Below are 14896 nucleotides of genomic sequence, written 5' to 3'. Positions count from 1 at the left end.
CTTCAGACCGCAAACATCTCCTGAAGGATGGTCAGCAGCTGGAGCAGGGTTTCGTTCGGCAGGGTTCCCAGCCGCTGCACCAGCCGTTCGCGATCAACCGTGCGCAGCTGGTCAGGCACGACGTGGCCTTCTTTGCCCTGGAACGAACAAGGAACGCGGAAGGGGTAGGGATGGGCACCGGTCGTCAACGGCGCCACGATGAACGTGCCGATGTGGGCGTTGAGTTCATCGGGGGAAACGACCACGCAGGGCCTGGTCTTGCGGATCTCCTGGCCGCGGGTGGGATTCAACGCCACCAGAAAGATGTCACCGCGGCAGACGGCAACGTCCGTCACCACTCCCATTCCCCTTCGTCGAAGCGGGTGGGTGTGGCCGCATCAAGCAGACCCTCTGGCGCCACGGCTGCTGCTGCCTCGGCCCAACCGGCCCGCGGCGCCGCCACAGGCGTGATGGTCAGCACACCAGGGGCGGCGTGGATGTCCACCTCGTCCGTCAGGCCAGCTTCCTCGAGCAGCGGCTTGGCCAGACGAAGACCGCGTGAATTGCCGATCCTGACCAGCTTGGCCCTCACACGCCCGGCTCCAACCACGTAGTCACATTGTAGCCACGTCAAGCGACAGGTAACACCACCGTGCCCCTGTCACTTCTGTACAGACCCACGTAGACGAGCAGCCCAAGCACCACGAACACCCCCTGCGCCGCAACGGAAGCGGCCGAAAGCCAGGGATAGGCATACCCACCGGCCAGGAAGGTCGAGATGTCCCACAGGCCATGGGCCGCCATTGCCGGCCAGATGAGGCCCGTGTAGCGGCGGAAGACATACAGGAGGATGCCGCTCAGGGCCGCCAGCACCACCTGGATCGCACCGATCCAGCCCATCCCCATGGCCATGTTGGGGAGGTGGAACAGGCCGCGGAACAGCAGTTCCTCGGCGAAGCCCACGCCGACGCCGGCGGCGAGGATGGCCAGGAGCAGGTCCGGCGGCACCGCGCTCCACTGGATGCCCACCAGGCGGAAGGCGATCATCGCCATCCAGGCCAGCATCGACAGCTTCATCAGGCCGGTGCAGCGCAGCCGAACGGGATCCCGCCAGACATGGTCCCAACGGCACCAGCGGCTGAAGGCCAGCAGCGCCAGCCCGCCGAGGCTGAGGGGGACAACCGCCGTGGCGAAGGCATTGCCGGCCGTCTTGAACCAGTCCGTATAAGGAATGCCGGTGCGGAACTGCAGGACTCCGGCCAGGGCGCTGTAGGCGAGCCAGAGCGCGATCCCCAGGCGGATCGTCGGACGGACGCGCGGGCCCCGGACGCCCTCCGTTCCGGTGGTCTCCATCAATGCGCGGCACCTCTCAGGGCACTGCTAGCGAGACCAGGGGGCCCTGTCACCCCGACCCGGCCTGCACGGACGCCCAGCGCCGCGCTGGGTACATTCGAAGCAGTAACGACCCTGCCGATGCGCCGACTTCCGATCCTTGCCGCCTCCGTGCTGAGCCTGGCGTCCGTGGTGGCGGCGGCGCCGGCGCTGGCCGACACGGTGCAGGCCCGCTGCGATGTCTTCCCCGCCGGAGACGACAAGGCCACCTCCTCCGGGCTGTGCACCTTCTCGCAGCGGCAGGGATTCGTCAGCATCCAGCTCAAGGGCGGCCAGAGGATCGAGCTCAAGCCCAACGAGAGCACCCCCAACGCCTACTTCGATCAGCAAGGGGAACCGGCCAGGCGCGAGATCCTGGAGGCCAACCGCGGCCAGGTGTACCGACTGGAGAAACAGTCGATCTTCGTCTTCTGGGATACAGCCCCCTACGGCAAGGAAGCCAGCAGCACCACACCCACCTCGCCCGCGGCGAAACCGCCGGAAATCGTGAAGCTGCTGCTCGGCATCCACCAGGTGAAGTTCGACGGCGCCTGCCGGGTCAACTTCAACAAGGCCGGAAAACAGTTCAGCAAGACCTCCGCCTGCACGCCGGCCCAGGTGACCCAGGCCGAAGATGCCATGCAGCGCTTCTTCCGGGAACAGGGTCTCTAAAGGGACCTGGGGTGCGGTGATCACTGGCGGCGGATCGGGCCGGTGGTCTGCGCGTCGGAATCGAACCAGCTGTTCTCGTTCTTCAGACGCGGGTCGCCCTGGATCGTGTAGGGGATGAAGCCGGACTTGAACACCACGGCGCCATCGGAACGTCTGCTGGCCACAGACTTTCCGTTCACCAGCACCTTGTTCTTGCCATCGACACGGATGGGGGAGAGGGGAAGCCGCCGCGACGAGGGTATGACCTGGTTTCCTGTGGGAACCTTTTGCTGGTGGCCGCAGCAGCTTGCCACTCGAGGACCGTGGCTGAAGTGCACCACACCCCTGTCGGTCTCACACCTCTTGGTCAGCCGGAACAACCTGGTGGCACGGCACACGTAACGGCCTCGCACGCAGCACGTATCGATCGATTCCATTCCTGGCGGAGGGCGCTGAGGGGATGGCACGCGCCGCCGGATGGGGCCTGCGAAACGTGCATGACGACGCTCGCGCCCCCCCCCAACCATGGAGACCACGGCGAGGCCCGTCCATCGGGATGGAGGATTGCCGCCGGAGGAAGTGCATCCCTGAAGCTGCATGGAAGCGGCGAAGATACTGCGACGATCAGAGGGGGAAACCAGGCAATCGCTGATAACTTCTACTCAGTACCCCATCAATCACAAGCACTTGGAGTAGATGCTTCGCTCGTGAAGAATCTTTTCTCCAATGGTCGACGACGGATTCCCGGAGCTCACAATCAATCCACGCACAGATGCGAGCTCGGAGCATGGACGAAGAAGGGCACCTGGGGGATTCCCAGGCTTTCTTCCTGCGTCACCCGTCACGTCTTTTCTTCAGGCCCAGGAGTTGCACCTCATGACGACTTCCATCCTTCCCATGCCGAGATCAGCACCACGCCGCAGGCTCTGCCATCTCCGTTCCATGGCGGACGTCGGACCTGGCGGGTCGGACCCATGACCCATCTTCCCCATCCCCTCCGGGCGGTGCTCCCCCTGATGGTGGGTCTGGTCCTGCAGGCTCCCGTCAGCCTGGCCCAGGTTCAGGGACCTCCCCTCTATGACAACCTCGGCTCGCACCACTACCCCCTGTCGATCAGGAATCGCCTGGCTCAGGCGTACTTCGACCAGGGGCTCCGTCTCTACTACGGGTTCAACCACGCCGAAGCGATCCGGGCCTTCCGCCACTCCGCCAGTCTCGATCCCCGCTGCGCCCTCTGCTACTGGGGAGAAGCGCTGGCGTTGGGACCCAACATCAACCTGGCGATGGACCGCGAGGCCGGGCTGCAGGCGTGGGCCGCTCTGCAGAAGGCGCGGGCCAACATGGCAACAGCCTCCCCGAAGGAGCGGAACCTGATCGAGGCGCTCACCCGTCGCTACACGGCCGATCCGCCGGTGGAGAGGGGCCCGCTGGATGCGGCCTGGGCAGACGCGCTGGGGAAGCTCGTTCGCCTGTATCCGGACGACATGGATCTGCGCACGTTGCATGCGGAGGCGCTGATGGATCTGAATCCCTGGACCTACTGGAACAAGGACGGCTCAGCCCGTGAGCACACGGCCGAGATTCTGCGTCAACTGGAGACCGTTCTGCGGATCGAACCCAACCATCCGGGTGCCAATCACTTCTACATCCACGCCATCGAGGAAGTGCAGCCCGAGCGTGCACTGCAGGCCGCCGAGCGGCTGGCCACTCTGATGCCCGGTGCCGGGCACATCGTGCACATGCCTGGACACATCTATGTGAGGGTTGGACGCTATCGCGATGCCATCACCGCCAATGAACATGCCATCCACGCCGATGAAACCTACATTCGGACACAGCGTCCTGGCTTCGGCGTCTATCTTGCCGGCTATTACCCCCACAATTACGACTTTTTAGCCTTCGCAGCCAGCATGGTCGGCCGGCGAGAGCAGGTTCTTACCGCCACCGAGACGCTGCGCACGCTGTCCCCGGATGAAATGCTGCGTGCACCGGGGATGACCTTCCTGCAGCATCACCGCACCCGGCATCTGCAGATGAAGGTGCGCTTCGCTCTCTGGGAGTCGATCCTAGCCGAACCGGCTCCACCGGCGGACCTCGGCCATGCCCGCGGCGTCTGGGCCTATGCCCGCGGTCGTGCCCTCATCGCCCAGGGAAACCTTGTGGAAGCACGCCGAGTCCTGGAGGAGCTACGGGCCCTGGCTGCAGACCCCGAGCTCTCTGCCCAACGGCTTGAGTTCAATACGTCGGGCACGGTGCTGGCGATCGCCAGAGATGTGCTGTCGGCCCATCTCGCGGCGGCTGCGGGGGATTCCGAATCGGCCGAGAGGCAATTCAAGACGGCGGTGTCGCTGGAGGACGCCATGGTCTACGGAGAACCACCGGAATGGTCGATTCCCGTCCGTCAGGACTTCGGGGCCTTCCTCCTCAAGGTGGGTGAGCCTGCCGCCGCTGAGCGCGTCTTCCGTGAAGACCTGAGGCGCTTTCCTGGGAACGGATGGTCCCTGCACGGGCTGGCCAGCAGCCTCCGCGCCCAGGGGCGCCAGCGTGAAGCCACCTCCACCAGCGCCGAGTTTCGCCGGATATGGGAGGGCAGCGACCTTCCATCCTTCGCCACCGCCCAAGGTGGTTGAGGCTGGAAACACCGGATGCCGTTGCATTGGAGCGCAAGTCATCCCTTCCCACCGCCTTGCAGACAGCCTCTTGATCTGCAGGGAACATGCAGGTCAATTCCGACGGGTCAGGCTGGTAGAGCCGTGGTCACATCTGCTCACACCTGAGCGACGCCACCTCACGCCACAGACACAGGCGGAAGCCATGGTGTGGGTACGGCCGCCCATACCCGCCTCAAAGCTCCCCGCATGCTGCAGATCCTCCTGCGCCAGAGTCCCACCCCTCCAGCCTCGGCCAAGCCAGGAGCCGCTTCAGCGATGTCTCCTGCGGGCACGCCATGGTCGCGCTGGAAGGTGATCGCCGCCGGCTCGCTGGCGCTGTGCCTGGCGGGAGGGGGTTGGCTGAGCTGGCAGCAGGGACAGAGCCGCGCCCGGCTGGCGGCCCTCGCCGCCCAGACCGCGCCGGTTGAGCGCAGCAACGTGGTCCTGAAGGTGACGGCGGCCGGTTCGATCCGGCCCACAACACCTGTGAACATCAGCCCCAAGCAACAGGGTCGCGTCACGGCCCTGTTCGTGGATCAGGGGGATCGGGTCAGCGCCGGCCAGGTGCTGGCGCGCATGGATGACAGCAACCTGCGGGGCACGGTGCTGAAGGCCCGGGGAACCCTGGCGGCAGCCGAAGCCAATCTCCAGAAGCTGCGGGCCGGCAACCGGCCCCAGGAGATCGAGGCCGCCCGGCGCAACCTGGAGGCGGCTGAAGCCGATCAGATCGCCGTTCGTTCCACCTTCCTCAGCAACCAACAGCTGTACGGATCGGGCGCGATCGCCCGGGTCAGCTTTGATGCCAGCCGCTCGGCGTTCCTGGCCAGTGAAGCCAGGGTGCGGTCGCTGCGGGCCCAGCTGAATCTCGCCAGCGCCGGCAGCCGCGCCGAGGACATCGTCAGTGCGGCCGCCCAGGTGCTTCAGGCGCGGGGGGATCTGGCCACCATCCAGGCCCAGGTCAATGACACCATGATCCGCGCCCCCTTTGCCGGGGTGGTCAGCCAGAAATACGCCGACGTCGGGGCGTTCGTGACGCCCACCACCTCGGCCAGTGCCACCAGCTCGGCCACCTCCTCGTCGATCCTGGCCCTGGCCAGCGAACTGGAAGCGGTGGCCAACGTGGCGGAAGTGGACGTGGGCGCCATCCGGCCCGGCCAGCCCGTGGACCTGCAGGTGGATGCCTTCCCCCGCCAGCAGTTCCGCGGAACCGTGCGGCTGGTGGCGCCGGAAGCGGTGGTGGAGCAGAACGTGACCAGCTTCCAGGTGCGCATCACCCTGGCTGACGACGCCCGCGGCAAGCTCCGCTCCGGCATGAACCTCACAGCCAACGTGCTGGTGGGCCGGCGCTCCGATGCCCTGCTGATCCCCACCCCGGCGATCGTGAGTGAACGGGGCGGCACTGGGGTGATGCGGCCTGGCAACAACGGCGCGCCCACCTTCCAGCCGGTGCTGGTGGGCGCCACGATCGGCGCCCGCACCGAAGTGCTGCGGGGGCTGAAGCCAGGCGATCGGGTGTTTGTGTCGCTGCCGGGCCGACGTCAGCCCAACAGCCGCCCGGTCTCTGGCTCCTCGCCCTTCCAGCAGCAGCGGGGCCAGGGGAGGCTGCCGCGTTGATGGGACGCCGCCGGCGCGAGCGGAACGGTGGTGATCTGGCCGAGACGGTCGCGCTCGCCTGGTCGTCGCTGCTGGCCAACCGGATGCGCTCGGCCCTGACGATGCTGGGCGTGATCATCGGCATCGCCGCCGTGATCAGCATGGTGACGATCGGCCGCGGCGCCCAGCTGCAGACGGAGAACCAGTTGAAATCGCTGGGTTCGAACCTGGTCTTCGTGCAGAGCGGCGTGGCGGCCAGCGGTGGCCCCGCCTCCCGGGGCGCGGGCTCGGCCACCACCTTGATCTGGGAGGACGCCGAGGCGATTGCCGCCTCCATCCCGGCCGTGGCGGAGGTGGCCCCGAACCTGAGTCAACGCACCCAGGTGGTGCTCGGCGATCGCAACACCAACACCACCGTGGTGGGCAGCACGCCGGCCTACGTGACGGTGCGCGATTTCCTGCCCCTCAGCGGGCGGTTCTTCAACCAGGTCGAACTCAACCAGGCCGCCAGGGTGGCCGTGCTGGGGCAGACCGTCGTCGACAGCCTGGGGTTGACGGAGCGCAGCGCCCTGGATCGCACGATCCGCATCCGCGGCGAGACGTTCACCGTGATCGGCACCCTGGAGTTCAAGGGCAGCACGGGATTCCGGGATCAGGACGATCAGGTGCTGATTCCACTCACCACGATGGCCGCCAGGATCGTGGGCGTGAACACCACGGCCGGTGTGTCGGTGGAGAGCATCGCGGTGTCGGCGCGATCGGCCGAGAGCATGGAAGCAGCGGAATACCAGATCACCAACCTGCTGCGATTGCGGCACAGGATCGTGCCGCCCCGGGAGGACGACTTCCTGATTCGCAACCAGGCCGATCTGGTCAACGCTTCCAACGCCGTCGCCAATGTGTTCACCGCGCTGCTGGGCGGATCCGCCGCCATCTCCCTGTTGGTGGGGGGCATCGGCATCATGAACATCATGCTGGTGTCGGTCAGCGAGCGGACGCGGGAGATCGGCATCCGCCGCGCCATCGGGGCCCGTTGCAGCGACATCCTGCGCCAGTTCCTGATCGAGGCGACGGTGCTCTCCCTGGCGGGCGGCTTGCTGGGTGTTCTGCTTGGGGTGATGGCGTCGCTGGCGATCAATACGATCTTCGGCTGGAGTGCCGGAATCGCCTTCGATGCGGTGGGTTGGTCGCTGGCCTTCTGCCTGGTGATCGGCGTGTTCTTCGGCGCCTATCCCGCCAACAAAGCCGCCCAGCTCGATCCGATGACGGCCCTGCGAAGCGACTGAATCATGCTGCAACTGCGCCGGATCACGAAGAGCTATCGCATGGGAGAGATGGCGGTGGAGATCCTGCACGGCATCGACCTGACCATCCTGCGCGGCGACTACACGGCGATCGTGGGAAGCTCGGGATCGGGGAAGTCCACGTTGATGAACATCCTCGGCTGCCTGGAGCAGCCAAGCAGCGGCCAATACTACTTTGACGCCCGCGACATCACCCTGCTGAGCGATAACGAACGTACGGACATCCGTAATTTTGAGATCGGCTTCGTGTTCCAGCAATTCAACCTGTTGCCGCGCTTGACGGCGCTGCAGAATGTGATGCTGCCGATGGTCTACGCCGGCTACGGACGGCAGGAGCGCAGGCAGCGGGCGGCGGCGATGCTGGAGCAGGTGGGGCTGGCAGATCGCATGACCAATCGCCCCAACCAGCTCTCCGGCGGCCAGCAGCAACGCGTCGCGATTGCCCGCGCCCTGGTGAACCAGCCCGAGCTGCTGCTGGCCGATGAACCCACCGGTGCCCTCGATTCACGCACCGGCGCGGAGGTGATCGAGCTGATGTCCGGTCTCCACGCCGACGGGCTCACGATCGTGCTGGTCACCCACGACCCATCCGTGGCCAAGAACAGCGGGCGGATCATCCGGATCCAGGACGGGCAGATCAGCAGCGACAGCCAACCGCGCTGCCCAGACGACCTGTTTCAGAACTGAGGGGGGAACGGCTCGTGGAGGCTTGGATCCACTGCCTCCGGCAGCTCTTCAAGCACCAGCCGAAGCCGCTGGCCCCTTCCCTGGGTTTGCGACAGCACCATCGTCCCGAGCGGCCATGGGGCCCTCGGTGCCTTGAATCTTGTGATGGTCTGCTTCAAGCGCTTAATGGAGCGATCGAGATAAACTCGTCATGAATTGGTTCAAACCCAGCATCTGCGGGCGAAACAACGGAAATGAAGGTGAGTGGCTCCTGACCGTGATTGCTGACGCCGTGCACACAACCCATGGGAGCGACGACCACATCCCCAGCTGTGATGGCCAAGGAAGAACCAGATGCCTCTGTCTGATAAGTGCCTTGACCGGAGAGAATCGTCCAGGTGTCCTGCCCGGAAGGATGAACGTGGGCAGCAATCCGTTGGCCTGGCTTGACATGCCACGCGACGATTACAGCTTGAGCCATTTCCATGATCACCGACCGTATCGGTTCATCGTCGGACGGCTGCATGAAATCAAGAGCACGAAAAAGGCGGTCGCTACCTATGGCAAATCCCTCGCGTGAAGGGGAATGGCTGACGCTGGAGCAAAAGCAGAGGCCAACTGTATGCCAGTCCCCAGGCAGGAAAGTTGATCGCATGACGGTAGCCATTGCTCGGATCTCCTGGGTGACACTGGCGCCAGAAGCCAGGGGGGAGGGGGGGGGGCACACGACGGCCTCGAGGCCGAGGCCAGTGGTGGCAAGCGCTGAAGCGTGGGGAGCCCGGTCGGGCGGCTCACGGGTCAGTGAGGCAAGTCTGGGCTGATCCGACAGGAATCCCAGCTGGCGCTGACACTGCTTGGCAGGGCCGCAACCCCCGCGCTCGCCCAGACCCGCCGCTAGCCACGCAGCGCTTCCGCATGACGTGTCACCGATTCACCTGTCCTGAAAACCGGGGAAGCCCACCTCTCCTTCCAGCACCCAGCCAGACCACTCAGTGCAGGCACAAAGCCGCGGTGCGCTGGTGGCATGTCGCTCATCGGGAGACAGCTGCCAGAACTGACCATCGACAACGGCACCATCAGCCAGCCATCAGATCATGTTCCTTCCTCTATAGATCATCACAGCACTGGATTTCGCGACCTACGCAACGACTGACATAAGGTCATTTCCCATAGTCTGCCGGTGCTCCACATCTGCGCCCATAGCTTCTGACGAGCTGAATGTTCTGAGCATCGGCCCCATGGAAAGCTCCTTGATTGAGGTTCCACAGTGCATCCCTCGCCCTCGCGCACATCAGATAGGTATTGCCTCCAAGCTCGCTACGTCGAATCGCAGCGATCCAGGTAAGGATAAGGTGGTTGGGACCAGCTGGCTGCGCATGGACAGGAGGGAGCAGGGCTAGCACGAGCGCGAGTCGCAGACAGATTCCAAGCATTCTCATCTTTGGGTTTCCAAAGAGGCGATTCCAGAACTGTATCTGACCTTGCTCCTTCTCGGAAGCCGTCAAGTCCGAAGACGGGACATCCGGAGAAACTCCCTGAATCGCTGCAAAAACTCCAAAGCTTCTCAACGCCATTAACAAGCAAGCTGCGCCCATGGCTCAAATCAAATCAGTCAAGGATCAGTGGGAGAAATTCTGAACTGAATAGACGCGTCCAGTGAATGGGTCCGCCGCTATCCCATAGCCGAATCGGGTATAGGAAGGGGTCAGAAGATTAATCCGGTGGCCTGGACTGTACATCCACGACTTTTGAAACTTTTCAATCAACCGGTAACTGAGCACAACTCCTGGCGCCCCAGTCTGCTGCATGATGTTTTCTCCAACCCCGCCCTGGCCTCCAAGCCTGGAAAAACGGTCTGTCGGAGTCTTTCCCTCCGGAGTCTCGTGGGCGTAGTAGCGCCGGGTCAGCATATCCTGGGCGTGAAGTTGTGCGGCTTGTGCGAGGAGCGCATCTTCGGCCAAAGGGGACAGCCCATTCAGCTGGCGATCCCGATTGACCAACCGAAGAGCCAATGCCCGATTCTCAATAAGCGACCTTGGCTGGTGGGCATCGAGAACTCCGATGCTGGAGACACCGATTCTCCAGTCACTCCCCCCCTTCCCATTCTCAAGAGCAAAGAAGTCTCTAGCGCCAATCAGGACAAAGCCTACGATTAAGGAGACAGACAGGATGACTTGCAGATTGACTCTTTTACCACTCAGTTTACGATATCGTCTTCGTGGGTATCTCGCCATCATCTACTGCCTTTGGTGCACCCCATCAGCACAACCCATCGGCTGGGCGGCATAAGCGAGACAACCTCGGATGTCACAATTTCTGTGCATGGATGGCCATGCGAACGAAGCTTCACCACAGCTCCATTCATCGAGTCAAAGTGCTATTCAGCTTAGCCAGGCAAGTCATCCTGCTCAGGTTTCCCCGCATACCAAGGGATGCGGGGCCAGCAATCACATGGTGCGTCCAACCAGACTCAGTCCTCTCGTCTAGCCATCGGGAAAGACGGATCAGGCGGCTTGGGGGCGGGGGTAGGGCCTTGCTCTGCAGGCTGGTGACGCCTGGACATGAACACGCCGATGCTGGGTGGTGGTGCCAGTGGGAAAAGGCATCGCGTCACTCCTGGCCACCACGCTCCGGGCGGTGGGGTCAGGCCTGCTGAGCGCGGTGGCTGGGCGGCGGCGGTGGCTGGTGAACGGTGAGGTGGTAGACGCAGAACACCGCATCGCGCTCCCAGCCGGCAGAGGCATAGAGCGCCTGTGCGGCGGTGTTCGTGAGGGCGGTGGAGAGCGAGAGCCGGATGGCGCCGGCCTCGCGGGCCTTGCCCAAGGCGGCCTCCAGCAGGCGGCGGGCCACCCCCAGGCGCCGGGCTTCGGGCCGCACGAACAGGTCGTTGAGGATGAAGATCGGTGCCATCGACACCGAGGAGAACGATGGATAGAGCTGGGTGAAACCCACCGCCTGGCCATCGGCTTCGGCGATCAGCAGCACCGAGTCGCCCTGGGCCAGCCGCTCATGCAGGAACGCGCCGACGCGATCCGGTTCGGACGGCTGGCCATAGAACTGGCGATAAGCGTCGAACAGTGGAACGATCACCTCCAGATCGACGGAACCGGCTTGACGGACAACAAAGGGGGACAAGAAACAACGGGTGGCGCTCAGCCATCCTCACGCTGAAGGCGCAGCATCTCGCAGGCCCCCCGCTGAAACTCATAGCCCACGCGGTCCAGCGACACCTGGAATCTCGCCGCCCGCAGCGAATCCACCTGTCCGGCGAGATGGGGTGACACCGTCCCACCCAGCTCCAGCAAGGGAAACACCCTGACCTCCCGGGCCACGCGAGTGAGCTCAAGCAGCGAGGCCTGGTGAAACGCCGCGTCCAGCTGGCGGCTGTAGAGGAACAACAGGTGGGAGCAGAGCGCCAGATCGAAGCTGTGATCGGGGAACGGCAGCACCGGCAGTTCGGCGTTCACGTACCGCCCCTCCAGCAGGCCGGCCGGATAATCCTCGAGAAAGGCCTGCATCGCCGCCATGCGGACCTGACCCAACTCCTCAACGGACGCGATGGTGTCCCAGACGAAGGCTGATGGATTCCGCCTGGTCTGCTCGATGACCTCCGTGTAGGTGGCGTCGATCCGGGAGGCGATCTCTTCCTTCGTGAAGGCGTAGATCGGATCGCAGGAGACCACCGACAGGCCCTGCCTGCTGGCCTCCGCATTGAATCCGGCAGGGCCATCCCCACAGCCCAGGATCCGGCCCGCCAGATCGCTGTCGGCCAGGGAGAACATGGCCACGTACTCCGCGAAGGAACGGCCCCAGGGAACGATCTCCTCCAGCGTAAACATCGTCTCATCCGGATCAGCAGAGCCGGCCATCCTCCAGCGACAGGGTGCGGTCGGCGATGTCGAGGATGCGGCTGTCGTGGGTCACCAGCAGGATCGTGCAGCCCTGCTCCCGCGCCAGCCGCTGCATCAGCAGGACCACCTCGCGGCCGGAGCGGCTGTCGAGGGCGGCGGTGGGCTCATCGGCCAGCAGCAGCGGCGGCTCTCCCACCAGGGCCCGCGCCACCGCCACCCGCTGCTTCTGTCCGCCCGAGAGCTGGTCCGGCTTGACATCGAGGTGATCCCCCAACCCCACGCTCTCGAGGATCCGCCGCGCGCGCCGATCCATCTCCCCGTCGCTGAGGGTGCCGCGCATCTCCAGCGCCATGCGCACGTTCTGGGTGGCGGTGAGGCTGCGGTGCAGGTTGTGGGCCTGGAAGATGTAGCCGTGCTCGCGGCGGGCCAGGGTGAGCTGCAGCGCCGTGGCCCCCACCAGCTCCCGCCCCAGCACCCGCAGCCGGCCCCCCTGGGCTGCCCGCAACCCGCCGATCAGGGTCAGCAGGGTGGTCTTGCCGGAGCCGGATGGGCCGGTGAGCAGCACGATCTCCCCGGCGGCCACCTCCAGCGCCACATCGAACAGCACCTGGCGCCGCACGGCGCCCCGCCCGAAGTGGTGGTTGAGCCCCTCGATCACGATCGCGCTGGCCATGGCGCCGGTCCCCATCAGAAGAGCTCGGCCGGATCGGCCGCCTGCAGCCGCCGGGTGGCGATCGCCCCGGAGGCCAGGCACATCACCAGCGTCAGCACGAACACCGTGGTCGCCCGCCCCAGGGTCATGGCGATGGGCAGGCTGGTGGCCTTCGCCGCCACCGCATACAGCCACAGCGGCATCAGCGCGCCGGGGATGAAGCCCAGGGCCGCCAGGATCAGGGCCTGCTCCACCACCACCAGCAGCAGGTAGCGCTGGCGGAAGCCCATCGCCTTGAAGGTGGCGTACTCCTGCAGGTGGGCGTTCACATCGGTGGAGAGCACCTGGTAGACGATCACCACCCCCACCACGAAGGCCATGGCCGTGCCCAGCCCGAAGATGAAGCCCACCGGGCTGGCCACCCGCCAGTAGTTCTCCTCGAACTGAACGTAGTCGGCATGGCTGAGCACCTGCACGTCGTCCGGCAGGTGGCGCCGCAGCGCCCGGACCACCGGCGCCACCGGTTCGCCCGGCGCCAGGGTGAGCAGCCCGACGCTGATGCTGCCGGCCTTCGCCCGCGGGAACATGCGCAGGAACGTCTGGTCGCTGGCCATCAGGGTGGCATCCGCCCCGAAGGAGGCCCCCAGCCGGAACAGGCCGCCCACGGCGATGGTGCGCCGCTCGATCTCACTGGTCACCGGCTCGCCGCGATCGAGCCGGGCGATCACCTCGCCATAGCGGCCCCGGGCGCCCCGGTCGAACAGCACCGTGTCGGGCAGCTTGAGGCGATCGGCCTGGGCCCGCACCTCCGGCAATCGCAGCACATCGGCATCCGGATCGAAACCCAGCACCTGCACCGTGGCGCTGCGCAGCGTCTGGGGATTGCGCCAGTTCCCCGTACGGACGTAGAGCCCCTGGGCATCCACGACCCCGGGCACATCCAGGGCCTGCAGCAGCCGGCGGCGCGGGAAGGTGGAGAGATTCTGCAGGTTCAGCGCCTTCGGGCTGATCAGCACCACATCGCCCCGGAAGGCGCGATCCAGGCGGGTGTTGCTGTCGTAGAGGGCCGCCTGGAAGCCCAGCTGCATGAACATCAGCAGATCGGCGAAGGCGATGCCGGCGAGGGCCACCAGGAAGCGACCGCGGTCGTGGCGGAGCTGCAACCAACCGAGCGGGGTTCTCATGGCCCGATCACCACCCGCACCTGCAGATTGGTGAATCGCGCCGCCCGCCGGCTGCTCTCCGGCGTCAGCGGGGAGCGCACCTCCACCACCCGGTTGTCGGTGTTGGCGCTCGGATCGGTGTTGATCAGGTTCTGGCGCAGCACAATCGCGCCGATCTGCTCCACCCGGCCCTGCAGCGGCTGGGTCAGGGCCGGGCTGGTGATCCGCACCGGCTGCCCCCGCCGCACCCGCGGCAGATCGCTCTCGTACACCTCCGCCACTGCCTGCATCCGGCCGGTCTGGCCCAACTGCAGGATTCCCGCCGCCCCGGGGGCCTCGCCCGCCCGGGCGAACACCTGCAGCACGGTGCCGGCGATCGGCGCACGGATCAGGTTGTCGTCGCGGGCGGCGATGGCGCGCTGCAGGTTGGCCTGGGCCTGCTCCAGCACGCGCTGGGAGGCCTCCACATCCAGATCCACGCCGCCGTCGCCAGCGGTGCTGCGCGCCTGCTGCCGCGCCAGCAGCACCCGAGCCTCCTGCAGCGAGGCTGTGATGGTGTCGAGGCTGAGGCGGCGATTGTCGCGCTCTTCGGCCGAGACGGCTCCGCTGGTGAACAGGCTCTGGTAACGGGCGGCCTCGGTGGCGGCCGTGCGCTGCTGGGCCTCCAGGGAGCGCACCTTGGCCCGCTGGCCGTCCTCCCCGCTGCCGGCATCGGCGTGGGCGATCGCCAGCCGCGAACGGGCCAGGTTCACCTCGGCCCGGGCCGCCGCCACGGCGGCCTCCAGCTGGGGCTGGTTGTCGAGCAGGGCCAGCAGCTGGCCGGCCTGCACCGCATCGCCGCGGTCGACCAGCAGGGCCTGCAGGGTGGGCTGCCCGGCGCCCGAGAGCGGTGCCGCGATCGTGCGCAGGGCGCTGACCGGCTCCAGCCGGCCCAGGGCGGTGACGGTGCGGATCGGCCGCTCGACCACCGGCGGCGGCGGCGGCGTGCCGCGGCGCAGCAGGCCGACACCCAGGG

The 14896-nt window shown here is 65.8% G+C and carries 15 protein-coding genes; 5 read left to right on the top strand and 10 right to left on the bottom strand.

The window, feature by feature from the left end:
• Nucleotides 1–2 precede the first annotated feature (2 nt).
• The 3 genes from KUG43_RS07560 to KUG43_RS07550 are packed head-to-tail and all read right to left on the bottom strand — an operon-like array spanning nt 3 to nt 1332.
• A complete protein-coding gene (locus tag KUG43_RS07560; RefSeq protein WP_216907709.1) occupies nt 3–344 on the bottom strand; it encodes a type II toxin-antitoxin system PemK/MazF family toxin in 342 nt (113 codons plus the stop codon).
• Nucleotides 332–571, bottom strand: a complete 240-nt coding sequence (locus tag KUG43_RS07555; RefSeq protein WP_353617967.1) for an AbrB/MazE/SpoVT family DNA-binding domain-containing protein — start codon at nt 569–571, stop codon at nt 332–334. Before KUG43_RS07555 ends, KUG43_RS07560 begins: the two co-directional genes overlap by 13 nt.
• Before the next feature lie 38 nt (nt 572–609).
• A complete protein-coding gene (locus KUG43_RS07550) occupies nt 610–1332 on the bottom strand; it encodes a CPBP family intramembrane glutamic endopeptidase (RefSeq protein WP_216907705.1) in 723 nt (240 codons plus the stop codon).
• A gap of 120 nt (nt 1333–1452) precedes the next feature.
• On the opposite strand from KUG43_RS07550, the gene KUG43_RS07545 reads away from it, so the two are divergent.
• The 5 genes from KUG43_RS07545 (at nt 1453) to KUG43_RS07525 (ending at nt 8236) form a co-directional block, all read left to right on the top strand.
• Entirely contained in the window at nt 1453–2022 is a 570-nt protein-coding gene (locus tag KUG43_RS07545; protein ID WP_216907704.1) for a hypothetical protein, read from the top strand.
• Between the two features lie 686 nt (nt 2023–2708).
• Complete coding sequence (locus KUG43_RS07540; protein ID WP_353617966.1) at nt 2709–4631, top strand: tetratricopeptide repeat protein; 1923 nt, start codon at nt 2709–2711, stop codon at nt 4629–4631.
• Nucleotides 4632–4859: 228 nt separating this feature from the next.
• A complete protein-coding gene (locus KUG43_RS07535) occupies nt 4860–6266 on the top strand; it encodes an efflux RND transporter periplasmic adaptor subunit (protein WP_216907702.1) in 1407 nt (468 codons plus the stop codon).
• Nucleotides 6266–7531: an ABC transporter permease gene (locus tag KUG43_RS07530; protein WP_286194523.1), complete on the top strand. Its 1266-nt coding sequence runs from the start codon at nt 6266–6268 to the stop codon at nt 7529–7531. Before KUG43_RS07535 ends, KUG43_RS07530 begins: the two co-directional genes overlap by 1 nt.
• Before the next feature lie 3 nt (nt 7532–7534).
• Nucleotides 7535–8236, top strand: a complete 702-nt coding sequence (locus KUG43_RS07525; RefSeq protein WP_216907698.1) for an ABC transporter ATP-binding protein — start codon at nt 7535–7537, stop codon at nt 8234–8236.
• A gap of 154 nt (nt 8237–8390) precedes the next feature.
• Here the strand turns inward: KUG43_RS07525 and KUG43_RS07520 are convergent, their stop codons facing one another.
• From KUG43_RS07520 to KUG43_RS07490, 7 genes are all read right to left on the bottom strand, one after another.
• Nucleotides 8391–8741 carry a cupin domain-containing protein gene (locus KUG43_RS07520; RefSeq protein ID WP_216907697.1) on the bottom strand — a complete coding sequence of 117 codons (351 nt, stop codon included), beginning with the start codon at nt 8739–8741 and terminating at the stop codon, nt 8391–8393.
• 1093 nt (nt 8742–9834) lie between these two features.
• A complete protein-coding gene (locus KUG43_RS07515) occupies nt 9835–10449 on the bottom strand; it encodes a CAP domain-containing protein (RefSeq protein ID WP_286194522.1) in 615 nt (204 codons plus the stop codon).
• Nucleotides 10450–10858: 409 nt separating this feature from the next.
• Nucleotides 10859–11350, bottom strand: a complete 492-nt coding sequence (locus KUG43_RS07510; protein WP_216907693.1) for a GNAT family N-acetyltransferase — start codon at nt 11348–11350, stop codon at nt 10859–10861.
• Nucleotides 11351–11367: 17 nt separating this feature from the next.
• Nucleotides 11368–12054 carry an SAM-dependent methyltransferase gene (locus tag KUG43_RS07505; RefSeq protein ID WP_216907691.1) on the bottom strand — a complete coding sequence of 229 codons (687 nt, stop codon included), beginning with the start codon at nt 12052–12054 and terminating at the stop codon, nt 11368–11370.
• 13 nt (nt 12055–12067) lie between these two features.
• Complete coding sequence (locus KUG43_RS07500; RefSeq protein WP_216907689.1) at nt 12068–12739, bottom strand: ATP-binding cassette domain-containing protein; 672 nt, start codon at nt 12737–12739, stop codon at nt 12068–12070.
• A 14-nt stretch (nt 12740–12753) separates the two neighbouring features.
• Nucleotides 12754–13902 carry an ABC transporter permease DevC gene (gene devC, locus KUG43_RS07495; protein ID WP_216907687.1) on the bottom strand — a complete coding sequence of 383 codons (1149 nt, stop codon included), beginning with the start codon at nt 13900–13902 and terminating at the stop codon, nt 12754–12756.
• On the bottom strand, nt 13899–14894 hold the full coding sequence (locus KUG43_RS07490; RefSeq protein WP_286194521.1) for an HlyD family efflux transporter periplasmic adaptor subunit: 996 nt from the start codon (nt 14892–14894) through the stop codon (nt 13899–13901). The genes devC and KUG43_RS07490 overlap by 4 nt, the downstream gene beginning before the upstream one ends.
• Between the last annotated feature and the right edge of the window lie 2 nt (nt 14895–14896).

The sequence above is a fragment of the Synechococcus sp. CCY 0621 genome (assembly GCF_019038465.1).
In the GTDB taxonomy this organism is placed as follows: domain Bacteria; phylum Cyanobacteriota; class Cyanobacteriia; order PCC-6307; family Cyanobiaceae; genus Cyanobium.
This window is presented reverse-complemented; position numbering and strand designations above follow the sequence as displayed.